The organism is Pseudoflavitalea sp. G-6-1-2 (assembly GCF_012927185.1).
Taxonomy (GTDB): Bacteria; Bacteroidota; Bacteroidia; order Chitinophagales; family Chitinophagaceae; genus Pseudobacter.
The window spans coordinates 16641-40730 of sequence record NZ_JABBGB010000003.1 but is presented as its reverse complement, the minus strand read 5'-3'; the positions used below and the strand labels follow the sequence as shown (position 1 = coordinate 40730).

Annotated in this window: 25 protein-coding genes; 11 read left to right on the top strand and 14 right to left on the bottom strand. The window is 45.4% G+C overall.

The window, feature by feature from the left end:
- The first annotated feature begins 4 nt into the window (after window positions 1-4).
- Window positions 5-844, top strand: coding sequence for a 1,4-dihydroxy-6-naphthoate synthase (locus HHL16_RS17485; RefSeq protein WP_169426559.1), 840 nt, complete (start codon window positions 5-7; stop codon window positions 842-844).
- Window positions 845-874: 30 nt separating this feature from the next.
- Here the strand turns inward: HHL16_RS17485 and HHL16_RS17480 are convergent, their stop codons facing one another.
- The 4 genes from HHL16_RS17480 to HHL16_RS17465 all read right to left on the bottom strand — a co-directional run bounded on the left by HHL16_RS17480 (window position 875) and on the right by HHL16_RS17465 (window position 4420).
- Window positions 875-2185 (bottom strand): deoxyribodipyrimidine photo-lyase, encoded by a 1311-nt coding sequence (locus HHL16_RS17480; RefSeq protein WP_169426557.1) that lies wholly within the window; start codon window positions 2183-2185, stop codon window positions 875-877.
- A 46-nt stretch (window positions 2186-2231) separates the two neighbouring features.
- Window positions 2232-3068, bottom strand: a complete 837-nt coding sequence (locus HHL16_RS17475) for an aminotransferase class IV (protein ID WP_169426555.1) — start codon at window positions 3066-3068, stop codon at window positions 2232-2234.
- A gap of 67 nt (window positions 3069-3135) precedes the next feature.
- A complete protein-coding gene (locus HHL16_RS17470; RefSeq protein WP_169426554.1) occupies window positions 3136-3813 on the bottom strand; it encodes a response regulator transcription factor in 678 nt (225 codons plus the stop codon).
- A 421-nt stretch (window positions 3814-4234) separates the two neighbouring features.
- Window positions 4235-4420 carry a hypothetical protein gene (locus HHL16_RS17465; RefSeq protein WP_169426553.1) on the bottom strand — a complete coding sequence of 62 codons (186 nt, stop codon included), beginning with the start codon at window positions 4418-4420 and terminating at the stop codon, window positions 4235-4237.
- Window positions 4421-5440: 1020 nt separating this feature from the next.
- Here HHL16_RS17465 and HHL16_RS17460 point away from each other — a divergent pair.
- From HHL16_RS17460 to HHL16_RS17445, 4 genes are read left to right on the top strand one after another with little or no spacing between them, the layout of a single operon-like run.
- Window positions 5441-6241, top strand: coding sequence for a hypothetical protein (locus tag HHL16_RS17460; protein ID WP_169426551.1), 801 nt, complete (start codon window positions 5441-5443; stop codon window positions 6239-6241).
- A 57-nt stretch (window positions 6242-6298) separates the two neighbouring features.
- On the top strand, window positions 6299-6700 hold the full coding sequence (locus HHL16_RS17455) for a barstar family protein (protein ID WP_169426549.1): 402 nt from the start codon (window positions 6299-6301) through the stop codon (window positions 6698-6700).
- Window positions 6701-6718: 18 nt separating this feature from the next.
- On the top strand, window positions 6719-7513 hold the full coding sequence (locus HHL16_RS17450) for an ATP-binding protein (protein ID WP_169426547.1): 795 nt from the start codon (window positions 6719-6721) through the stop codon (window positions 7511-7513).
- A complete protein-coding gene (locus HHL16_RS17445) occupies window positions 7506-8165 on the top strand; it encodes a response regulator transcription factor (RefSeq protein WP_169426545.1) in 660 nt (219 codons plus the stop codon). The genes HHL16_RS17450 and HHL16_RS17445 overlap by 8 nt, the downstream gene beginning before the upstream one ends.
- A gap of 603 nt (window positions 8166-8768) precedes the next feature.
- Here HHL16_RS17445 and HHL16_RS17440 read toward each other — a convergent pair.
- Complete coding sequence (locus HHL16_RS17440; protein WP_169426544.1) at window positions 8769-9428, bottom strand: response regulator transcription factor; 660 nt, start codon at window positions 9426-9428, stop codon at window positions 8769-8771.
- A gap of 972 nt (window positions 9429-10400) precedes the next feature.
- Here HHL16_RS17440 and HHL16_RS17435 point away from each other — a divergent pair.
- A complete protein-coding gene (locus HHL16_RS17435) occupies window positions 10401-10811 on the top strand; it encodes a hypothetical protein (protein WP_169426543.1) in 411 nt (136 codons plus the stop codon).
- Window positions 10812-10978: 167 nt separating this feature from the next.
- Here HHL16_RS17435 and HHL16_RS17430 read toward each other — a convergent pair whose 3' ends face one another.
- Window positions 10979-11302 (bottom strand): hypothetical protein, encoded by a 324-nt coding sequence (locus tag HHL16_RS17430; RefSeq protein ID WP_169426542.1) that lies wholly within the window; start codon window positions 11300-11302, stop codon window positions 10979-10981.
- A 299-nt stretch (window positions 11303-11601) separates the two neighbouring features.
- Here HHL16_RS17430 and HHL16_RS17425 point away from each other — a divergent pair, with 299 nt between their 5' ends.
- From HHL16_RS17425 to HHL16_RS17415, 3 genes are read left to right on the top strand one after another with little or no spacing between them, the layout of a single operon-like run.
- Window positions 11602-12441 (top strand): ATP-binding protein, encoded by an 840-nt coding sequence (locus HHL16_RS17425; protein WP_169426540.1) that lies wholly within the window; start codon window positions 11602-11604, stop codon window positions 12439-12441.
- 14 nt (window positions 12442-12455) lie between these two features.
- Window positions 12456-13157: a response regulator transcription factor gene (locus tag HHL16_RS17420; protein WP_240966257.1), complete on the top strand. Its 702-nt coding sequence runs from the start codon at window positions 12456-12458 to the stop codon at window positions 13155-13157.
- A gap of 39 nt (window positions 13158-13196) precedes the next feature.
- Window positions 13197-13868 carry a hypothetical protein gene (locus HHL16_RS17415; protein ID WP_169426538.1) on the top strand — a complete coding sequence of 224 codons (672 nt, stop codon included), beginning with the start codon at window positions 13197-13199 and terminating at the stop codon, window positions 13866-13868.
- A gap of 128 nt (window positions 13869-13996) precedes the next feature.
- Here the strand turns inward: HHL16_RS17415 and HHL16_RS17410 are convergent, their stop codons facing one another.
- The 8 genes from HHL16_RS17410 to HHL16_RS17375 form a co-directional block, all read right to left on the bottom strand.
- On the bottom strand, window positions 13997-14656 hold the full coding sequence (locus HHL16_RS17410) for a 3-oxoacid CoA-transferase subunit B (RefSeq protein ID WP_169426536.1): 660 nt from the start codon (window positions 14654-14656) through the stop codon (window positions 13997-13999).
- Between the two features lie 33 nt (window positions 14657-14689).
- Window positions 14690-15382 carry a CoA transferase subunit A gene (locus HHL16_RS17405; RefSeq protein ID WP_169426534.1) on the bottom strand — a complete coding sequence of 231 codons (693 nt, stop codon included), beginning with the start codon at window positions 15380-15382 and terminating at the stop codon, window positions 14690-14692.
- Between the two features lie 60 nt (window positions 15383-15442).
- Window positions 15443-16000 (bottom strand): DUF4296 domain-containing protein, encoded by a 558-nt coding sequence (locus HHL16_RS17400; RefSeq protein ID WP_169426533.1) that lies wholly within the window; start codon window positions 15998-16000, stop codon window positions 15443-15445.
- Window positions 15997-16920 (bottom strand): DUF4835 family protein, encoded by a 924-nt coding sequence (locus HHL16_RS17395; RefSeq protein WP_169426532.1) that lies wholly within the window; start codon window positions 16918-16920, stop codon window positions 15997-15999. Before HHL16_RS17395 ends, HHL16_RS17400 begins: the two co-directional genes overlap by 4 nt.
- On the bottom strand, window positions 16913-18109 hold the full coding sequence (gene coaBC, locus HHL16_RS17390; protein WP_169426531.1) for a bifunctional phosphopantothenoylcysteine decarboxylase/phosphopantothenate--cysteine ligase CoaBC: 1197 nt from the start codon (window positions 18107-18109) through the stop codon (window positions 16913-16915). The genes HHL16_RS17395 and coaBC overlap by 8 nt, the downstream gene beginning before the upstream one ends.
- A 128-nt stretch (window positions 18110-18237) precedes the next feature.
- On the bottom strand, window positions 18238-18579 hold the full coding sequence (locus HHL16_RS17385; RefSeq protein WP_169426530.1) for a DNA-directed RNA polymerase subunit omega: 342 nt from the start codon (window positions 18577-18579) through the stop codon (window positions 18238-18240).
- Entirely contained in the window at window positions 18554-19369 is an 816-nt protein-coding gene (gene bamD / locus HHL16_RS17380) for an outer membrane protein assembly factor BamD (protein ID WP_169426529.1), read from the bottom strand. The genes HHL16_RS17385 and bamD overlap by 26 nt, the downstream gene beginning before the upstream one ends.
- 158 nt (window positions 19370-19527) lie before the next feature.
- Window positions 19528-21033 (bottom strand): OmpA family protein, encoded by a 1506-nt coding sequence (locus HHL16_RS17375; RefSeq protein WP_240966256.1) that lies wholly within the window; start codon window positions 21031-21033, stop codon window positions 19528-19530.
- 348 nt (window positions 21034-21381) lie between these two features.
- Here HHL16_RS17375 and HHL16_RS17370 point away from each other — a divergent pair, with 348 nt between their 5' ends.
- The gene (locus HHL16_RS17370) at window positions 21382-22344 is read left to right on the top strand and encodes a polyprenyl synthetase family protein (protein WP_169426526.1); all 963 of its coding nucleotides are present in this window, start codon (window positions 21382-21384) and stop codon (window positions 22342-22344) included.
- Between the two features lie 36 nt (window positions 22345-22380).
- A complete protein-coding gene (recJ, locus tag HHL16_RS17365) occupies window positions 22381-24090 on the top strand; it encodes a single-stranded-DNA-specific exonuclease RecJ (RefSeq protein WP_169426524.1) in 1710 nt (569 codons plus the stop codon).

Genomic DNA, 24090 nt, shown 5'->3' with positions numbered 1-24090 from the left:
GATCATGCGTTTAACACTTGGCTTCTCCCCCTGCCCCAACGATACATTCATTTTCGATGCACTCGTAAACAAAAAGATCGATACCGAAGGACTCGAAGTAGAACCTGTACTGGAAGATGTGCAAACCCTTAACGAATGGGCTTTGCAGGGCAAGCTCGATATCACCAAGATCAGCTACGGCGTACTGCCCCTGATTGTTGAACCATACATTGTACTCAATGCCGGCGGTGCATTGGGCAAAGGGGTTGGACCGCTTTTCATAACACGCAACGAAGAGACAGTGAAACCTGTGGAAGAAATGACCATTGCCATCCCCGGCGAAAACACCACAGCGCATATGCTTTTTTCGCTGGCCTATCCGCAGGCGAGAAAGAAAAAATTCCTGCTCTTTTCTGAAATTGAAAATGCAGTACTTAATAAAACTGTTGATGCCGGAGTGATCATTCACGAGAACCGTTTCACTTATCAGGATAAAGGATTAGTGAAGATCGCCGATCTCGGAGAATACTGGGAAACCACTACCAATAATCCCATACCACTCGGAGGCATTGTAATGAAACGCACGCTGGATCCGGTGTTGCAGCGAAAGGCAGATCGTCTGATCAGAAAGAGCCTGGAGTATGCATTTGCACACTATCCTTCAGTAACAGAGTATGTGAAGCAACATTCGCAGGAGATGAGTGAAGATGTGATGCGCAAGCACATCGATTTGTATGTGAACGATTACTCATTAGAATTAGGCGCGGATGGAAGATCAGCCGTAAAAAAATTCCTCGGCATTTATGGAGAGCTGCATCAGAAAAGTGTGAGTGATGCAGGATTGTTTTTGGAGAATCATAGTTAGGTTGTAAGCAAGTTTGCGACTGCGGACCCGCTACTCTGAATTCTTCAACGCCTTACTATAAAAACCAAGACACCTCATTCTTGCCATTTCGTGATTCACTATCGGTTCAGGATAACCGAAATCATTTATTTCCGGCACCCATTTAGAAATGTATTTCCCTTCCGGGTCGAACTTCTTTGCCTGTAAGGTTGGATTGAATACCCTGAAATACGGCGCTGCATCGCAGCCACTGCCGGCAGCCCATTGCCACCCGCCGTTGTTGGAAGCGAAATCGTAATCGAGCAGCTTCTCTGCGAAATAGGCTTCACCCCATCGCCAGTCGATCAGCAGGTGTTTGCTGAGAAATGATGCCACAATCATTCGCACACGATTATGCATAAAGCCGGTAGCATTGAGTTCGCGCATGCCGGCATCCACTATCGGATAACCTGTTTGTCCGGTTTTCCATTTTTCAAATTCTTCTTCGTTGTTTCTCCATCGGATCAGATCATACGCAGGCCGGAATGCTCTCCCCTGCCCGATCTGCGGAAAATGCCAGCAGATCATCTGATAGAAATCGCGCCAGATCAGTTCATTTACAAAACTGTTGCTGAGCGGTAATGCCTGTTGCAAAATCTTTCTTATGCTGATAGTTCCGAAACGAAGATGCACGCCGAGTTTTGAAGTGCCTGCTATCGAAGGAAAATCCCTTCTCTCGCCGTAGTGCTGCAGCAATGCTTTGGGAAGATCCTGCGAAGGGAATGGCTGGTCAACAGCTTGAAATCCGATCGATCGTAACCCAGGAATTGTAATGGGTGATTGCTGCAGAAAGTGATTGCGCTGTTTCTTATCATCATAATGTGTTACCGGATTATTGGCCAGCACCGACAGCCATTTTCTGCTGTAAGGTGTGAATACCGTATAAGGTTTTCCATCATCCTTCACTACTTCATTCTGGTCAAAAATCACCTGGTCTTTGAATGATTGAAAGGGAATGTTATGTTCCTGCAATAATGTTCTGATGGCTTCATCACGATCTATTGCGTAGCGTTCATAATCGCGATTGGTAAAAACAGCAGTGATTTCGTATTGTTTCAGCAACTGCCTGAAAGCGCCGAGCGGTGTATCGTACAGCACATGAAGAGATGAGCCTCTTCCAAGCAACTGCTCCTGCATCTGCAGCAATGCAGCATGAATGAATTCAACTCTCCTGTCGGCTTTGTTATCGAGCTGATCTAAAATATTCTTATCGAAGATGAATACCGGCAATACGGGATCGGATTGCCGAAGCGCATGTGCCAGACCGTTATTATCTTCAAGCCTGAGATCGCGGCGAAACCAAAATACAGTTACTTTTTTCATACGGACAACTACAATAAAAAAATAGACGCAGGTAATGGGTAAACGATCAATGGAACATTGGCCTGATCAGTTGCTCATGCAGCTCAACGCTCAGTTTTTTTCCAAATTCTTTTCCGCCGCATTTTGCTACCCAACGCAATCCCATGGCATTGGTGAAGAAAATCTCATCGGCATTCATCAGAAAGTCGGCCGTTATTGCCTTTTCTGTGAAATGGAAATTACCGGCATTGGCGAGCAAATAGCGACGCATTACCCCATCGATGCATCCGGCATTCAATGGCGGTGTAAAGATCGTATCATTCTTAACGCAGAAGATGTTTGAGATGGTTGTTTCACAAATTTGGCCGTCAACGTTCAACAAAACAACATCGTTGAGCGCATGCTCACGGGCATACATGGCCCCCATTACGTAAGGGAGGTAGTTGTTCGATTTGAGGTGGGAGAAGTGGTCGAAGCATTTGCGCGCTTCGGAGAAAATATCGGTGATAAGTCCGTTTTCGTTCAGTTCCTGCGCCTGATGGCCGATAGGCCAGCATTGAATAAGCAGGTTTGGCTGCGGATCTTCGGCATCGTACAATCCTCCATCGCCTCTCAGCACGGATAACCGGATGCGCGCAGCTTTTTCTGTCCCATTCTTTTTGCAAAGTGCGAGAATGGCATCACTGATAAAAGCGGGGGTGAAATGAGTGGGGATTTCAAACTTCAGCAATTTCAATCCGCTGAACAGGCGATTGAAATGATACTCGCCGAGCAGCAGTTTTCCGTTGAGCATTTTGATGGTCTCGAAGAGTCCATCACCATAACGAACAGCGCGGCTGTTGGCGGAAAATACTGGTTCTCCGGACGGAATGAATGTTCCGTTGTAATAATCAAACTGGCTCATTGGCAGGTTGCGGATTACTGTTCACAGTTGGGATCACTATGCGCCAGTAACCCGCAACAGCTTTTGATTAATTTCCATTTTGATCGATGATGCCGTTCTTTACGGCGTACATCACCAGGCCGGCCATAGATTTTGCGCCGGTTTTGGTTTTGAGTTTATCTCGGATCGCTTCAACGGTACGTGGACTGATCTCCACAATGTCTGCGATTTCCTTGGTAGTTTTTTCTTCGCACATCAGTTTAAGTACACGCATTTCTTTGTCGGAAAGGTTTACATCCTGAGGGCCTGCGAGGTCGGTTCTCTTGGTACGGAGGCCGGTGAGCAGGGCTTTGTTGGTGAGTTCGTTGAAGAAGAACTCCTGCTCGAAGCAGGTTTTGATAGCCTGATAAATTGTTTCAGAATCTGAGTTCTTGGTGAGATAGGAGTTGGCTCCGATTTCCATGAGCTTGCTGATCATTGAATGATCGTTGTGCATGCTGAGAACAATCACTTTAGCTTCGGGGCGAACTTTACGGATTTCAGGGAGGGTTTGAATACCATCCATGATAGGCATTTGGATATCAAGGAGAATTACATCAGGCTCGATATGCCTGAGAAGGTTGATCAGTTGCATGCCGTTATCGGCTTCAGCGATGAGTTCGACATCCTTTTTGGCGGACAGCGCGGTTTTAACGCCGGCCCGGAACAGGGCATGATCATCTGCGATAGCTACTTTGATAAGCCTTTCTCCATCGGTTTTTTTCATACGGGTTCTATTGTATTTTAATTACTTCTGGGTTTGAGTTTGATAAGGCATCAAACTGAGGGGTTTAAACCATGTTTTCAAACCGAACTCAAAATGATAATTTTTAGCGACAATTACTATAGCAGATTTACGAAATTATACTATTTCAGCATATACAGGAAACTATTTATGAACAGGAAATATACGAAAATCAATCGTTGATCTACGTAGTTATTTCCGGATGTTTCCGAATAAAAAAAGGTAAATACCGAATTTTTAAAATGAAGCAAATCTGCTCTTGTACACATAGTTATCCACAATTACTTTTGTTATGAAGTTGATTGACGGGGACTAGCAACCTCACACACCATCCAATGTCCTTTTAATAACCGTCCAAGAAAAGATTCTAATATTCTATGAAACCCGCGAAATCCAATGTCAGTCAACTTTCTTTTTCCTGATTTCTTTTAGCTCCCGGGTATTTTTCAGTTCGCACCACCACCAGTTTTGTACACACCACACTCAATTTTTGCAAGCCTTTAAGGTGGCTTTCAAAGATCGCCACTGCTCTTTCTATCATGCTCCCCTGAAACTTTCTTTCTGCAAGCTTCTGCCGCTTCAGTAACATCAGTTACAGATGCTGAGATTTCAAGAGAGTTGAAGAGAATAATAATTAACGCTGAACATTCAAAAGAAGTATGAACTGCAGTTATTTACCGGCTTCTTTCTCTATATGCTCAGATACGATCCACCTTTCATGGGCAGCTGTCACTTAGCTGCAACTTAATCCTGCGCAATTTTTAAAAAGAATTCATGCCTTCTGTTCTTTTGAATTATATTTTTTCCTAATTTTAAAGAACACAGCCAAAACTATACTTCACCCTTTCCTTTCTTTGACCCACATTGATTTTGCACATTACCCGGTTCCTGCAACATTATTGTTATTAATCGCATTTGGCTAAGGTTCTGGTTAGTTGTTTTGCAACGCTCCTGATAACAGCATTACCTTACTCCTTCAATTTATTCCCGTTTAACGTATTCAGTTAAGGTTCTGATTAGTTTCATATAGCACGCTTCGGTTTCACCCAACCTTTTGGTTATTTGGGAATGCGAGGTATTTTATGCAACTTTTTTATTCCCCATATCTGGTTAAGGCTCTGTTTTTGATTCATCCATCTGCCTTTCAACTTCACTACACTTTTTTCCCCATACCACAAGGGGAAAAATAACGCTGCTCACAGTTTTTTTTCCCCTCGTTACAATTTCCTGCCCGGTTATATTTGTTCTACAATCATAATTCGCATATACGTTATAGTTATATACGATTTACACATTAAACCTCACTATCATGCTATTCAATCATTCAACCTGTCATTATCCCGACAATGCTGTCTTTTGCCAGATACAACTGAATTCCTTTTCCATTCGCAATACTCCTGTAACCCGCAAACCGAGATTTCTGTTTATGCAATCCTGAAAGGAGCCACTTGTCCATTCTTAATTCCCAGGCTCCCGGATAAGACTCATGGGCTACCCAGGCCCATGAGCTTATCCATTATCAGGTGCTGCAACCTGCTATTCACACCTTTCATTCATGTTGCCCTTACAGGGTAACCTTCAATCATTTTGTATGCCCTTTCATTCCATTATGATCGCAGGCCTGCTGTCAGGCTTACAGATCTTTTCTGACCATCACTCAACTGATCTGTCAGAAGTAAATCAAAAAACAATTCACTGCGACAGCGCCTCCAAACATTGTACTCTTCAGCCATCAGCAGTCCGGCTGGCCACAGCCGGAACCCCGGTCTCAATCAACAAAGCAATATCCCGGTACTCCCATCTTCCGGAAATCAGGCAGCTGCCTGCGTTTACCACTCACCTGCTGAATGCCTTTCTATTGCCCGTGAACATGCTGCTGCATGTAAGGGATAATCTGATGCGGGCAATTCTTCGTTCACCTTTATGCCCCGGGCCCAATCTCAGCGCCTCTTCTCTCAGATGCCCGCACAGGCTGCCAGGAATTAGAGACACCCTCGAACATCCCTGGTCGTTATGCTTTGGAACAAGTCGCAATGATTCAGTTTCCATTCACAAAAAAGATACAGCATTAACCGCCCCTATCGCTTCCTTCAAAACAAAGCAGCTGCTTTACTTTCTCTGGCAGAGCTATCTGCAGCCATTCCGGCAAAGAGATACCAGCACCGATGCCTATTCCTTATGCCGGGATGTATACCAGCCGGCAACAACAATGCGGACAAAAGACACGATCACTGATCCCTATGCCTTGTATTATGATGATGAACCGGATACTATGTGGAAAAAAGAAAACAGGGTAAACAGTAACAGATACCATCCGAACACAAGAAATCAACAGAGGTTTTTGTATTTTCACAGCCGAAGGCTATCTCCGCATGCGAAGCTGGTCGACAGCGCGGTGCCAGTCAGATAATCGCAGATCCCTCCTCCCATTCCATTTCAGTTATTTATTGTCAATACAACACATTGTATGAATACCGATCGCATATTTCAGTCGGGCCAGAACGGCGTTTACATATGTCCGTCACTTCGTGATGATCTCGACATCCTCCGTACCCATGCCTTGTCGAAAAAAATCAAATGTTATTCCATCAATGCACTCTTTATACCCAACCGCAGCGGCCTCTTCCGGGCATTGCATGAAGTAGCAGAACTGCCCGATTATTTCGGACACAATTTCGATGCGCTGGAAGAATGCCTGCTCGATTATTCATTTGCACCGGCCAGCGGATACCTTTTTGCATTCACCCATTCAAAGATCCTGCGCGATATGCTGGGGGAAGAGTACGCTGTACTCACAGCAGTCTTTGAAAATGCTGCGGCCAACTGGCAGAAAGAAGGTGTTTTTTTCAAGTTGCTTACCGACGAGTAAAATCTTTACCACCCAAATATGAACCAGCCACTTTTATTTCTGATCATGGGCACAGCACTGGGATTATCCCTCCTGTCGCTGCTGTTGCTCTCAGCTGCTATTCTCCGGTACAGAAACCAGCAGGGTTCTTACCTGGATAGCATCTCAGGTTTAAAGAATCATTTCAATCGGCAATTGATTTCAACTGAAGTTGCGGCTCAGGAAGCCGTTTTCAGAAGCATCGCCAGAGAGATACACGATAGTATCGGGCTATCGCTTATCACAGTAAAACTGCATCTGGCCAGGCTACTCCCATTCAGTGATCCGGAACAGGAAAGCACCGTCAATGGCTCCGTCAGCCTGCTCAGCACAGCCATGGATCAGCTGCGTGATATCGCAAGGGGCATGAACAGCGATATACTGGAAGACCGCGGATTGGTGAATGCGCTGCAATCAGAAGCCGCAAAGATCAATCAGCTCGATCTGCCTCATGTTGAATTGCAGATCGATGGAGAAGAGCGGTCGATCGATAGCGCCAAGGAACTGTTATTACTGCGCATTGTTCAGGAATGTCTGCAGAACATACTCAAACATTCAAGGGCAACCAAAGTACTGATCAGATTATCCTATACCGATCCCGGCATTTATCTGAGCATCGACGACAATGGCATCGGCATGTCTGTGAATGCAGAAGGTCTCAGACAGGGGTCCGGCATCATCAACATTGGCAAAAGAACAAAGCTGATGGGAGGTCAACTGCTGATCCTCCCAGGCAAGCCCTCCGGAACCAGTTTCCGCATTTCCATCCCGATAAACAGCAATACACATGAATGAAGCAACCATTCTCAAAGTAGGGTTGGCAGAAGATCATACACTCGTTCGTCAGGCATTCCGCTCTCTCCTCGAAAAATCAGTTGAGTTTCAGGTAATACTCGAAGCAGGCAATGGAAAGGAAGTGATCGATCAGTTGCAAAAAGGATTCATTCCCGATTTGCTGATACTCGATATTAACATGCCGGAAATGGATGGATGCGAAACTGCAAAATTCATTCAGGTTAAATATCCTGGTATCAGAATGCTGGTGATAAGCATGCACGATACAGAAACATTTCTTATCAGGATGCTGCATGCAGGCGCGCGCGGATTTATCAAAAAAGATGCCAGTGAGACGGAATTGAGAACAGCCATTAAAACGATCATGGAAGAAGGATATTATTATGCCAATAATCCTGCAGGCCGCATCATTGCAACCTGGTGCAGCTCATTGCGGGATGATCTGCTCGGCAAGCGGGGATTAACTGAACAGGAGACCAGATTTCTGAAACTCACTACTTCGGAAGACACCTACAAATCTATCGCAGCAATTATGAATATCCCGATGCGTTCTCTCGATACTATCAGAGATAACCTCTTTCTGAGATTGGGAGTGCAGAACCGTGTAGGGCTTGCGATGTATGCCATAAAGAGCGGTCTGGTGTATATCTGATCAGTTTTTAACCATGTTCGATAAGCTGTCAACAGGAAGAATTTTCCTGAAGGGAATTTTATTGCATGCAGTAAACCAGCCGACAATGATGCATCAGACAAATTGCTCTGAATAATACACTAGCGTTGTTTTATAACCGCTATATATTGATAGCTTAAACCCGTTGGGCCTGTCACCCTTCAGTCTGAACCTGAAGCAATGGGATATGGTAAAGCCTCTGTAAGTAGCGCACGCGGGAACACACGCGTTTGTATTTCAAACAGGCTCAGCGCTCCTATGAGTGGGCCGGAATCCTGCAATCGGTTAAACGGCTTTTACATTTTTGAATCGGAAGCTGCACCTGGCATCAGAAGGGAATGGTATACCCGTCGTTACAGTTACTAACCTTTAGTGCCTGAAGTATTTTCTTAACAGGAGTGCAAATGCCGGGAGGTGACATTAACTGTCCTCAGGGGTTCCGGCCTTTTTAAAGCAGCATCGCATTCTATCGCTGCAATTGTTTCGGAAGGGAGCAGTAAACGGCGGCAGCTGATTGTGCAGGGGTACAACCTGCAGCAAGGAATGCCGGCCGGTCGAAAGATCAGTTAGCGACAGATCGAAAGATCAATCGATGAGTTTATTTCGCATGCCATACATGATCAGCCCGGCAATGGTTTTTGCGCCGACTTTCGATTTCATATTCTGGCGGATGGTTTCAACTGTGCGTGGACTGAGAAACACTTCTTTGGAAATTTCCTCGGTGGTTTTGTCTTCAGCCAGCAGGCGGAGAATGCGGATTTCTTTTTCCGAGAACTTGATGGGATTGGGGTAGAATTGTCTTACCTGTTTTCTGGTTTGAAGTTTTGAAAGAACGGCCTTGTTTACGAGGTCGTTGAAATAGAAGTCTTCGTTCATGCAGGCGAGGATGGCCTGGTAGATCTCTTCCGGATCTGAAGTTTTGGTGAGATAGGCGTTGGCGCCCATTTCCATCATTTTGGTGATCATTTCCTGATCATCATACATGGTGAGCACCACAATCTTCACTTCGCTATATTCTTTGCGGAGAATTCCGATGGCATTTACACCGTCTACTTCGGGCATCCGGATGTCCATGAGAAGAACATCTGGTTTTTTCAGCTTCATCTTGTGCATCAGATCTTTTCCATCCTCGGCTTCCCAGAGGATTTTCAGGTATTCTTTGCCTTTGAGAGCCATTTTAATGCCATCGCGGAAAATCTTGTGATCGTCGGCTATGGATACCTTGATTACCAGTTCAGCGCTCATAACGGGGCAGGTTTGACTTTATTGGTTGGGTTAGTAACGTATAAACGAAGCCGGTGGACCATCATTGTTGACGGGTATAAAATCCCGTGAAAAACACGTTGACCACACCGTGACTCAAACTCTCAATCAGCCTCGCCATTGCCACAGCCAACTGCACTGGTTGCTGCATCAGCCCTTAACCTTCAGAGGTCCGGCCCAATGCCGGTGTGCTCTTTGTAACAATGGAAGTTAGTCTTATCAAAATCCGTATCGGGAAATTACAGACACCGATACTGGAACAATTACGAACTTAAAAGTATTTACCGAACAGCCAAAATTGAGCATTAATGCTCTTGTGGTCTGACTGTCACTGAAATATATTTGTTCTGAAGTTGATTGGTAAAAGATAAGCATCCTCTTCGATTATCCAATGTCCTGAGTTTACCGTCCAGAAAGTATTTCCAATTATCCGTTGAAAATCCGGCAAATCCAATATCAGTCAACTTCTTCTTTTCCTTTTTTATCCTTTCCTCTATTCTTTGCGAAGCCGCATATCCTCTTTTATATTTTCCAAATCATCCTTTCAGTCTCCTATGGTCGTCCGGCAAATCCGGTAATCTGAAAAATAAGCTGATTTTCATGTAAATGCAAATTCAGAGCGCCGGTATTGCAGCCCCGTTTTTAAGATCCATTGAATTTTAAGAAGACTTTTCCACAATCAGGCACGAATTGTGTACAACTCCGATAGGTATCGTAAGTTTTCCACACTCATTTTGAGAAATTTACCATAGTAAAAATACTGTGCTGCCACAGAGTTTCTACTCATTTTTACATCGTAGTACTACCTCTCAAATCCTCGTAAACTCACTACACGCCTGAATCGCAGGCAATTTAATCCATTTTGTGGACCCTTTCCCCCTGTTGCCCACCTTTTTTTTTGGAGGTTCTTTTACGGCTCGGAACTACTATTCTAAACCTCTTAAACTTACTACTATGATGCAAAACGAACTCATCACTAAACGTACAATTGAAGCAATTGGTGAAGAGATCGGCTATGAGCTCGGAGCTCAAATGGTTAAAGACTACCAGGTGGCTAATCCCCAGGATTCTTATTGCTATGTAATCGGCCGTAACATCATCGAAACAATTCTGGCTCAACCCGGTTGTGTTGGTATTCAGTTTTACAATGCCTACAACGAAATGGGCGAAAAAACACTGGTTTATGTTGGTTTGGACGCTGATGGCAAAACCATCATCGAATATTCTACCGTTACCAAAGAAGGCCAGCTGAGCTTCGAAAAAGGAATCGTTGCTGATCGTATCGAACGCAGACCAACTTCACGCCCCGTGCCTACTACTGATGGCGGTGCAGGTGTTGATGATTGGAATTGGACTATCGACTAATAGAAAATATTTGAACTTCATGATGCCTTTTATATATTTGGCGATATTAAACGCTATTTAATATAGAGGCTCTATTCAAAAATATTAGTATTTATTCTCACTTAATACCCTTATGTCTGTTTTTCTTTTTCCTGAAAAGGAACAAAAAAACAGACATAAGGGTAATTTTATTTTACTCTGCTTACGCTTTTCTGAATGATATCGCACTCAAGTTTCTGTATCACACAGGCAAGCAGGACGACCTCATTTATATACTGCTCAGCGCCTTTACAGTAATTGAGTTTCTGGCCTTCTCCATTTTCATCTTTCTCAATCTCCGTAAAGGAAGGCTCAAAAACATTGTGCTGATCACTTTCCCTTTTTTCATGGCCTTTTCTTTCTTTGAATTCTTCAGAACACAGAACAGCAGTATCGATTCGCTCAGCATCACTGTAGAAATAATACTGATCATCGTTTTCTGCCTTTTCTATTTCTTCAAAGAAATCAATCAACCAGAGTCTGTATTCATTTATTCTTCCTACACATTCTGGGTTATTGTAAGCATCCTCATCTACTCAACAGGAACATTCTTCTTTTTTACCTATTCCGTTAGCCTGAATGATGAAGATTGGCGCAAATGGTCAGTTATAAATTATATATTTACTGTAATTAAGAATGTCCTTTTCGGAATCGCTGTAATCATGCCCAAAAAGGCCAATACGCTCCAATCCCAGGAAAAACAATTCCCGGATCAACTCTTTGATCCGCCACCATTAAACCCATTATAAACCCAATTACCTTTCACAAGGCCATGCTCTTCCTTCAGATAAGCAGCACAGATAGTCCCGTATCACTGGTACTGTTCTTTGGTACTGTGGGTATGCTGGCATTAACTATCGGGCTGATCGTTTTCATCATATTTCACCAGCGGAAAGTTATCCGCTACCAGCTGACCCTTCAGCGCATGGAGCAGGAACAACAAAAGATGTTGCTCAATGCCTCTATCCGCCTTCAGGAAGAAGAACGCCAGCGTATCGCAGCCGACCTGCACGACGATGCAGGCCCTCTGCTTGCCACTGCCCGTCTCTATCTCAACGAAAACCTGGTGAATCTCGATAAAACATCTCAGCTCCAAAGCATTTACAACGCCAAACAGATCATCGACGATACCATTCAGCTGATCCGGAATATCTCCCACAGCCTCATGCCTCCCACCCTCAAGAATTTCGGTCTCGAATCTGCTGTGAACGACCTGTTCCAGAAGATCAGCGGATCGGGAAGCATGAACGCCAGCTGCCGCTTTCACGATTATCGCGAACGCCTCCACCCCGATCAGGAATTAATTATTTTCCGCGTTGTGCAGGAATTGGTGAATAATATCCTCAAACATAGCAATGCCAGCTTCATCCATCTTACCCAGAACCTCGGAGGTACCAAACTGTACATCCGTCTGCATCACGATGGTAAAGGCATTACGCAGAGCGATTTTGAAAAACTCAACAAAAGCAATGTAGGCCTGGGCCTGAAAAATATTCAGAGCCGCCTCAAGCTATTGCACGGAAGAATCTATTTTGAAAAAGATATGTCGCAGACTTACTATAAAGTGACCATTGAAATACCAAGAGTTGAAGAAGAAGTTGTAGCAGAATGACACAATTGTGAATCATGTTCATACATTCTGTAAATTTAGATGCCAATATCAAAAACACAATGGGACCCATCAAAGTTGCTATCGCAGACGACCACAAGATCTTTCGGAAAGGAGTAATACTCTCACTCCGTCCCTACACCAATATAAAATTTGTACTGGAGGCGGAGAACGGACAGGAATTGCTCGACAATATTCCGGGGCTGACCGAGCAACCCGACGTGATTCTTATGGACCTCAGGATGCCCCTGAAAGATGGGATCGAAACTACCAAGATCATTGCCCGTCAATATCCCCAGATACACGTGATCGCACTCACCATGTACGAAGACGAAAGATTCGTGAGCCATATGATGGAAATAGGCGCCAATGGTTATCTGCTTAAAAGCGCTGATCCTGCCGAGATCAAGAAAGCCATAATGGAGGTAATGAGCAAAGGCTATTACCTCAATAATTTCGTGAACAGAATTCTGCTGAAGAAATCCCATGCCAGACAAAAAGTAGTGCCCACTCTCAACAGCGAGATCACACTCAGCGATCGCGAACGCGATGTTATCAAATACATCTGCATGGAATTCACTGCCCATGAAATTGCACAAAAATTAGAAGTAAGTCCACGTACCGTGGAAGCAATAAAAGACAGACTGATGGAACGCTTCGGTTCCAAGAACACTGCCGGACTGGTTTTCTTTGCCGTAAAAAACAACCTGATCGATTAGACCATTACGCTGAAAACCGGAGTACCCTAATACACCCATATGGTTAAAACCGGACTTATACTGGATGTACTCAATATAATCGCTATGCTCGCAGCGCTCTCTCCCGCGCTGATTATTCTGTTCAGAAAAATCTGGCAAACAGATCTGCTGAACTTTCTGATGGTTTTCTCCCTGCTGACCTTCATGCATCAGCTTTTTTCCGGTGTAATGCCCGTAAATCAGGGCAGTTATCCTTTTACACAGGCCGTATTCAGCCTCGCAGAATTCATCCTGTTATTGTACATGCTCAAACCTGCCTCCAAACAAAAATGGGCGCGGGATCTGTTTTATATCCTCTCCATTGCATTTCTTTCGGTGATCATAACGGTATATGCTATCCGTGGCGCTGCAGCGTCTGCTGGTATCGTACTGGCATTGCAGCACCTGATATTGTTGGCCGTAGCTGTTCTGGGAATGATTCAGTTGCTGAGATCGGGGCAGGTATTCATTTTTCAATTACCACTCTTCTGGATCATTTTAGGGGTGATTGCTTTCAGCTGCATGCAGCTGTTGCTGGCTATGATCCCATCCGCAGGTGCGCAGCCGCAGTTTGAGATGGCCATCATGCAATGTCTGGTGGTGGTGATCAGAAGCATTTTCTTCATCATCGCCGCTTCTGCCAAAATAAAGAACCCCGCAACCAAAGAAGCTGCGAGGTTCGAAAAGTTTTAGATTTATTTTGAGGTACAATATTTCGCCAGAGGCGAAGAAATATAAGTCACTCGCGAGACGCGAGCGACCGGGCAGTCACAAATTCATCCGGCACTTGCGAATATTTTCAGCCTGAGAGGCTTTTACAATTAAACCTTCATCTCAGGAATATCGCCTTCCACCAGCAGTTTTCCTGCAGTTTTAGAAACGATCTCTTCCACCGATACGCCGGGTGCGCGCTCAACTAGTTTGAATCCGCCTCCGGGTAATACATCGAGCACAGCCAGATCACTCACTATTCTTTTTACACAATTCACTCCGGTGAGTGGCAGTGTACAATCGGGCAATACTTTCGATTCTCCTTTGGGGTTAGTATGCATCATGGCTACAATAATGTTCTTGGCACTGGCCACGAGGTCCATAGCGCCGCCCATCCCTTTCACCATTTTACCGGGGATCTTCCAGTTGGCAATATCTCCGTTCTCCGACACTTCCATGGCGCCGAGTACGGTAAGATCTACTTTACCGGCGCGGATCATGCCGAAGCTTTCGGCACTGTCGAAGAATGCGCTGCCGGGCAAAGTGGTAACGGTTTCTTTTCCGGCATTGATGAGATCTGCATCCACTTCTTCGTCGGTGGGATAAGGCCCCATGCCCAGCAATCCGTTCTCAGATTGCAGCATGATACTCATTCCTGCAGGAATATAGTTGCTCACCAGTGTGGGAATTCCGATACCGAGATTTACATACATTCCATCGCGCAGTTCCTGCGCAATGCGTTTTGCGATTCCGAATTTATCTAAAGCCATACAAGCATTTGAATGTTGAAAAAATAGAACAGATCAGAGTTTCACGGTACGTCTCTCGATCCTTTTCACATAGTCTTTGCCCTGGAAGATGCGGTGTACGTAAATGCCGGCCACATGCACATCATCGGGATCAATTTCTCCCGGCTGTACCAGGTGCTCCACTTCTGCGATAGTGATATCGCCTGCTTTTGCCATGGAGGTGGAGAAATTGCGGGTGGTTTTGCGGAATACCAGATTGCCCAGTGTATCGCCTTTCCATGCTTTCACAATGGAGAATGATGCATGCAGTGCATGTTCCATCAGATACATCTTGCCATTGAATTCGCGCACTTCTTTTCCGGCAGCTACTTCTGTTCCGTATCCTGCGGGCGTGAAAAATGCGGGGATGCCCATTCCTGCCATCTGAATGCGGGTAGCGAGCGTGCCCTGCGGAATGAGGTCTACCTCCAGTTCGCCCTGCAGCAGCTGACGTTCGAATTCTGCATTCTCACCTACGTAGGAGCTCATCATTTTTTTGATCTGGCGGGTTTTCAGCATCAGTCCAAGACCGAAATCATCCACACCGGCATTGTTGGAGATACAGGTAAGATTCTTCACACCACTGCGCACCAGCGCTGCGATACTGTTCTCAGGTATGCCACTAAGACCAAAGCCACCAAGCATGATGGTGGCTCCGTCCTGAATATCTTTTACTGCCTCATCGGCATTTGCAAATACTTTGTTCATAACCTAACAAGCAATTTTAACAGGTAAAAATAAGTATAAAGCTGTCGCCGAACAACAATGCTATTCGGGTCGCCTGAAACGTCTGGGACCTTTTTTCTTGAGGGGGATAAAACTGGTGTCTTCCGACTTCATTTCTCTCAGATCTTTCAATGATTTGATTCTCGCCGGATTGAGTTTACCAGTACTGTCTGGGTTTGCAGGAGGTGGCATGGGCGCAGGTTTGGCGGTATCGGGTTTGTGGATTTCCTCATTTCTTCTGCGGTCGGCCTTGGTGGCAATGGAATCGAATACCACTTTGAGCATATCGGGTCTGGAAAGATAGAATTTATAACTTTTCAGAAATTCTTCTTTCGAGATCTTGTGTATCTGAAAAACCTGATCGTACACTTTCAGCGTTTCGTCTTTGATATTGTTCCGCTTGAGGGAGTCTCCGGAAAAGCTAATGGCAGCGTAGCGGTCTGCCTGGATCATATCCCACATAACGGCTTCCATTTCTTCGTGATCCATTACGCCGGATGGAACTTTGTTCTTGTTGCTGCATGCTGCCAATATCATCAGGCAAGCACCAACTATCAGCATTGCCATTGCATTGCTCTTCCGTTTCTGTACACGTATCATTTCAATTCCTGTTTATATGTATTGGCGTTGGCAATATCTATTTTGATGAGAATGTCTCTGGCTTTCTGCTTTTCGTCGGGGTTGGCTTTTTTGAATACGCGTACCAGCTCAGCCGACTTCCCCTGCAGAAAGAATGGGATGATCATGGTATTGGAGATATCGTTGTTGAGACTGTTGAGCATGCCCAGCGTATTGAGAATGGCTGTGCGGCCTTCATTTTCGTTTTCGTATAAATGATCCATTCCGAGACGATAGTAACTGTACACCGCATCGTGAATGGCATTGTAACGGTTGTTCACCAGATTCTCTACCAGCCAGTATCTGTTGCGCAATCCGTCGAATGCTTTCCATCCCTGGATATCGCGGTTCTCCGGAGCATTGTTCACCACATTCTGCGCTTTCTGAAAATAAGGCGCTCCGCCACGCGGTGCGAACGAATTGAAATCGAGCCCCAGTATCATATACACGTAATAACCGAATACTGCCGAAAGATTGGCTGCCAGCGGATCGGAGCCGCCCGAAATGCGGTTCTCATTGAATTCGAATGGCTGAAATTCAACATACTTGAACGTTACATTGTCGTCGAGAAAATTGATGAGAGGTGTTTCGTAAGTGGTGTTGAAAACCGGCCTCGCCGCCTGAACGGTAAGCGTTGCTTTGTAAATATTGCCGGGCTGTGCTTCGGCGATATTCAGCAGAAAATTGCAGTTGATCTTTTCATTGGTCTGAAAAGTTTCGCCTGTCCATTTCCGGTTGTTGAGCAGGTTATTGATAGCTGCCTGAAGGGTTTGAAAGATTTTCTTATCTGTCTGGGAACTTACGCGGCTGGCGTTGATGCTCACACGGGCATTCAGCTCCTGTGCCTGCATCATGGCAGGCAGGGCGGCGATCAGCAGAATCAGGATTATCGGTTTACGCATAAAGCATATTTACAATTCTGTCAACAATATCTCTGGCAACCTCCTGTTTAGGCTTCCTGTTGAAAGGAATTTCGTTGCCATCTTTTTCAAATATGGTGATTTTATTTGTATCGTAGCCGAATCCTGCACCTTCGTCGTTGAGTGAATTGAGAACGATGATATCTGCATTCTTCTTTTTCAGCTTCTGCTGCGCATAATCTTTCTCGTTGGTGGTTTCGAGTGCGAAGCCTACCAGCAGTTGTCCGTTTTGTTTTTCTTTACCGAGACTGCCGAGTATGTCTTTTGTTCGGGTGAGTTCGAGAGTAAAGCTTTCTTCGGTTTTCTTTATTTTTTCTTTGGCTTTTGTAGTTGGACTGTAATCGGCCACTGCTGCAGACATCACGGCTAATGACGCTGTAGGCCAGATGCCTGTGCAGGCCTGGTACATTTCTTCAGCAGTTTGCACCCGCTGAATATGGATTCCTTTCGCCTGAGTATGGTAAGAAGATGGGCCCAGTACCAGCTCCACCTGTGCGCCTCTTCTGGCCAGTTCTTCGGCGATGGCGATGCCCATTTTGCCGGAAGAATGATTGCCGATGAATCGAACAGGATCGAGTGGTTCGTAGGTTGGCCCCGCAGTTACGAGTGCAATTTTGCCTTCGAGGTCGCGGGTTTGAAAGAGATGATCCTGCAGGTATTGCAGAATGGCTTCGGGTTCGGCCATCCGGCCGTCGCCGTTAAGGCCGCTGGCGAGTTCGCCTTTATCTACTGGAATTACTTTATTGCCGAATGATTCGAGCTTGGCGAGGTTTTCGCGGGTGGTGGGATGATGCCACATATCTTCGTCCATAGCGGGCGCTACAACAACCGGACAGGTTGCGGAAAGATAGGTAGCCAGCACCATGTTATCGCATTGACCGGCGGCCATTTTGGCCAGCGTATTGCAGCTGAGTGGGGCTACCAGCATTACATCTGCCCATCGGCCCAGCATTACGTGATTGCTCCATGCCTGCTCGTTGAACAGTTCTGATACTACGGGATTTTTGGAAAGGGTGCTCAGTGTAAGTGGCGTTACAAAATCCTTTGCGGAGGGTGTAAGTACCACGCGCACTTCAGCGCCGGCTTTTACCAGCAATCTTACAATGAGAATCGATTTGTAGGCGGCAATGCTACCGGTGATGGCGAGCAGTATTTTCTTTCCCTGGAACATAAGCTAAAATTACAAAGTTTCTGACAGCAAACCTGCCATGAATACAAGGGAATGAAGGGCTTATTCAGACAAAAAAAGCGACAGAACGATTCTGTCGCTTCACAAATATTTATTTCTGGCAGCAGTATTTAGCTGAACAGATCATCTTCGTTCTTACGGTAGTAGATCTTGTCTTCAAAAAACTCCTGAGTAGCCAGCAGTGCAGGGTTTGGCATACGCTCATAAGCTCTTGAGATCTCGATCTGCTCTTTGTTCTCGTGGATCTCTTCGAGGCTGTCTGTATGGCTTGCAAACTCTTCCAGCTTATTGTGCAGCTCTTCTTTCAAAGAGATATTGATCTGATTCGCACGCTTAGCAATGATGGAGATAGACTCGTAAACATTACCAGTCTTGCCCTTGATCACATTCAGATCTTTGGTTTCTGCTACGTTAGTGGTGTTGGCACTAATTTGGCGTCTTAGCTTGCTCATTGGATGTAGCTTTAAGATTGTTTTTAGATAAATTCAGGTAATTCTCTACTTCCTTGCGCAGCTTACTGTCTGGGAAGCGATCAACAAAATCATTACACTCGGTCACTACCTGCTCATAACGTGCAGGTTTCTTGTCCTCGATACTGTTTGTTGCAAACTGGTAATATGATTTGATGATCTGGAATTTATAATCCTCACTTTGTTCCGAATCAGGGAAATCATTCATCAGGGAAGTGTAAGCGATTGCTGCTGCCCTGAAATGTCCCATGTTATAATAAAGTCCCGCACTTTTTTGAGCTTTTTCTTCCATTTTCCTGCGGCATTTATCAATGATCTCCGTGGCCTCTTTCACGCGGGGTGATTCGGGGTGGGTATTGATGAATGTCTGCATCAGACCGATGGTCTTCTGCGTATTGGTTTGGTCGAGCTCAGCTTTGGGGCTTTGCCTGAAATACGTATACGATCTCATGTATTCCATTTCTTCAGCACGCGGGCTGTTGGGGAATACTTCCACAAACTGTTTGAAGAGAGATTCTGCATTCATCCAGTCTTTGAGGTAATAAGAGCAGTATGCGTATTTATAGAAAAGATCTTCAAACTGGGGTTGCCCCTTCAGCAGGGGAAACAATTCAGAATATAGCTGAGAAGCGAAATGGTACTTCTTGGCTACATAATATTTTTCAGCCATCCTTAACTTATACTCATAGTCGTTGCTCTTTTGCACTTTGGCAAATTTAGAGCAGGATGCGGCGGTCAGAGCCAGGAATAAGAGGATGAAAGATAATCTCATAAAAGTGGGCAAAGTTAAGGTTTTACCTGCAAATATTAAAGGAATAGTTATTATCCTCAAAAACAGCGCGTTAATAAAATTATAAAACCCCTTGATCAACCGCCGGGGTTACCGGCGGCCAATCAAAGGGATTCTAGTATAGTCAAAGCAAAAATTGATTATCCTTTGCGGCGGAGATTCGGGTGCGGAGCAGGAACCGTTGTAGGTCCTTCTTCACCAGTTCCATCACGCAGATCAACTGTGTTGCAGTCACCACCCATTTCGCCATATTTGAAGATAAAGCGGTCAGCGCTGATACCTTCTTTTTCAACGAGGTGATTGATTACTGCATTTACACGGTCCCAGCTGAGCTGTTGTTCAGTTTTGTTGGTAGCGCAATAGCCAACAACAGCAACTTTACAATCAGAGTGGTCGCGCATTTTCTGAGCTACGGTAGCCAGGAGGGCTTTCGCATCTTTGCTCAGAACTACAGTTTTTCCTTTGAAGTTAACGCTTGGGAGATCACCGATTGTGCAACCTTTTTCAGGAGCGATAACGCGGTTTTTGCAGCACTCAGGATCCGGGCATTTACCTACACCGTCAGCATCAACTGGCTGGCATTGTGTTGGAGTGATCAGTTCTTTGTCTTTGTAGTCAGGAACACCATCACCGTCTGTATCGCGGCTTACACCGTGAGTATCTACAGGAGCACCTGCAGGAGTGTTGGGCTCGTTATCGAACTGGTCGGTTACACCATCACCATCAGCATCGTCCAAAACTGGTTTGGGGAGCTTCATGTGACGTGGAGCGTTGAGTTCGTTGTAAGCGTAATCGAGTGGGTTCAGCCACCAGAGTGGTTCAACTGATTTTCCACCGATGTTGAAGTTCAGACCGATTGAAGCGAAGTTGAACAGGTCTTTGTCAGGAGTAAGAGCTGGGTGAGCAGCCTGATTTTCCTGCCATTGCACACCATCAAGAAGATCGGTTTTTGCAACAGTTACTCTGTCTTCAATGCTCAGACTAAGTGTTTTGTTGAGGCGGAACTGAACACCACCACCGAACACGAAGGTTGGTTTGAATGGCTTGTCGAACAGTTCTGGGCCATTTTCTCTTTCAGCATTAGTCTCATAAGAATCATCCATCTTGTCTTTCACAAGCTTTCTGATATCTTTTCTGTCTTTGTATTTAAAACCAGGACCATTGGGAGCATTTCTGTCATTAACGATTTTTGCAAAATCAGCTGCATATGTTGCTCCGCTACCATTTCTGGCATTCACTTTCACATCATAAACCAGACCACCAACACCTACGAAACCGTAGAGGTTAAAGCCGGTTTTAGCTTTATGAAAACGAATATTGTTCAATGTGAAAACACCTTGTAAGCTACCGTCATACATTGTAGACTTGTAGTTGTAGAACATTGGTGCTCCAATTGCGTATCCCTGATAAACGCTTTTTACAGTAGAAGCATTTACACTACCAGGTTGCCAGTTCTGACCTTTCGCCTGATAGTAACCGAATTCTGCTCTCAGAGAGAATACATAACCTAATGCTTTGCGAACATGGAGAGCACCGCCAAAACCAGGCCTGGAACGAACGTCACCAGCGATTGAAGCGTAACCTCCCTTGATGCCTATTTCCCATTTATTTCTGGGTTTAGCAGGGAAGGCATAATTATTTGCCATGAACTCAGAATGCTGAGGGAGTCTTTTAGAAGGTATTACAGAGGAATCCTGTACGTCGTAACTTCCGCCTATTTGGGCAAACGCGCCAGACGAGAGCAGGCACAGTAACCCAAATAAACCTGTGTACTTTTTGCTTGCCATAACTAAAATTTATGTGAAGGATTAAGAAAACCAATATCCGAATTAGGTGCAAAAATATTAATTGCAAACTAAATACCAAATTTTTTTAACAAACGTTGCGTGCATTATCTTGCTGTCTTTCATCCTTTAAGACCATAGTAAAACCGGCCTGTTTTACTGTTTTGAATACACAGTAAAATAGTATGTTTGCCGTTCGTTTTTCCAATCATGAAACTATCACAGGCAATACTACACGATGAACTGGCAGCGTTTGATAAAAAGTTCAGGGAGGCGGTCAAAAGCCAGGTCCCGCTGCTGGATCGTATCATGCGGTTTATCGTAAACCGCAAGGGCAAACAGCTCAGACCAATGTTTGTGCTCATGTCTGCCAAATTGTGCGGGCCTGTAAATGAATCTACTTACAGGACAGCATCACTCGTGGAATTGCTGCATACAGCAAGTCTCGTACATGATGATGTGGTGGATGAATCTCCGGAACGCAGGGGATTTTTTTCTACGTATGCGCTTTGGAAAAGCAAGGTGTCCGTTCTCGTTGGAGACTATCTCCTTGCCAAAGGTATGTTGCTTTCTTTAGAAAACGATGATTATCGCATTCTCCAGATCATGTCGAGGGCTGTAAAGCTGATGAGCGAGGGAGAATTGCTCCAAATGGAGAAATCCCGCACCCTCAACCTCCAGGAAGACACCTATTTTGAGATTATTACCAATAAAACAGCCTCTCTTTTGGCTTCAGCCTGCTCCGCAGGAGCTTATTCTTCTTCCCAAAATGAAACTACGGCGGAGAAACTGAGGCTTTTTGGCGAAAAAACCGGCATCGCTTTCCAGATCAAGGACGATCTCTTCGATTATGGCAACGAAGCCGTAGGCAAACCCACCGGTAATGATATCAAAGAAAAAAAACTCACTCTTCCGCTCATCTACACACTAAATAATGCAGATAAAGCCACCAGAAGAAAGCTTATCTATATTATTAAGAACGAAAACCGAAATCCTTTGAAAGTGCAGGAAGTGATCAATACCGTGAAAGAAGCCGGCGGCATCCGCTACGCCGAACAGAAAATGAACCAGTACCGTGATGATGCACTTGCCATCCTCAATGACTTCGACAATATCGAAGTTCGCAAAGGACTCGAAGAACTGGTGCGTTTCACTACCGACAGAAAATTCTGATCACATTTCCCTATTTTCACCGCTACATCTACCAACATGCAAAAACGCTGGAACATACTCTCTGCCGAAGACGCAAAAATCACCGCCCTTCAGCAGAATCTCAATATTCATCCGGCGATTCTGCAGATACTCGTTCAGCGCAGGATAGACACGTACGAAAAAGCCAAAGACTTCTTCAATCCAAGCCTGTCGCAGCTTCACAGCCCATGGCTGATGAAAGATATGGACAAGGCCGTTGATCGTGTGCTAACCGCTTTCAACAACCGCGAACGCATTCTCGTTTTCGGAGATTACGATGTAGACGGCACCACTGCCGTGGCCTGCATGTTCAGTTTTCTCAAAAAAGTATACGAACCATCCAATGTAGAATATTATATACCGCACCGCTACCGCGAAGGATACGGCGTATCCAAAGCAGGTATCGATCATGCACATGCGCAGGGCACCACCCTTATCATTTCGCTCGATTGCGGTATCAAATCTGTTGACCTTATCGCCTATGCCAAAGGCCTGGGTATCGACTTTGTGATCTGTGACCACCACACGCCGGACGCCATCCTCCCTCCTGCCGTAGCAATCCTCAATCCGAAACAAACCGACTGTCCATATCCGTTTAAAGAATTATGTGGCTGCGGCGTGGGTTTCAAACTGATCACTGCCCTCGCTGAAAAACTGGAGCTCAGCAGCTCCGCCCCCATGGATTACCTCGATCTGCTGGCTACCGCCATCGCAGCCGATATCGTTCCCATGGTTGGAGAAAACAGAATTCTGGTGTACCACGGCCTTAAAAAAGCCAATGAGGAGCCCAACTTCGGCATCCGTGCACTCAAAGAATTGAGCGGCGTGCCCAAAGACCTGCTCATCAATAACCTCGTATTCATGATCGCCCCCCGCGTAAATGCCGCAGGGCGAATGGACGATGGCAGCAAAGCCGTACAGCTCTTCATCAGCCGCACCGTGGATGAAGCCCGCCAATACGCAGAAATGCTGCATTCCGACAACACAGACCGCAAGGAAGCTGATAAAAATATTACCGAAGAAGCGCTGGCCATCATCAGTAACGATACCACTATGGCTGCCAGCAAATCCACCGTGGTATTTCAACCGCACTGGCATAAAGGTGTGGTGGGCATTGTGGCTTCGCGTCTCATCGATCACTACTACCGCCCTACCATTGTGCTCACGCAGAGCGGCGAATACATTGCAGGCTCAGCAAGAAGTGTAGCCGGCTTCAATGTATACGAAGCCATCCATCAGTGCCGCGATCTGCTGCTCGGTTATGGCGGCCACTTTTACGCTGCCGGCATGACGCTCGATCCATCGAACGTAGATGCTTTCAGAACGCGCTTCGAAGAAGTGGTATCCGCCTCCATCACTCCCGAAATGCTGATCCCCGAAATCAATATCGATGCCGTGGTTACCCTCAGCGATCTCAAACAGCCTTTCTTCAATATCATCAGAAGAATGGAACCTTTCGGACCAGAAAATATGCAACCACTCTTTATGGTGAGCGGCGTTACGGATTCGGGTTACTCACGCATAGTGAAAGATGCGCATATCCGTTTTTCTGTGAAGCAGGGGAATATTCTTTTCAATGGCATCGGTTTCAACATCGCCTCCAAATTCCACCTGATGCAGAACGGAGAACCGATCGACATCGTTTTCACTCTCGAAGAGAACGATTGGAATAATGAAAAGCACCTCCAATTGAAGGTGCTCGACATCAGGCAGCATCTGCCATTATAA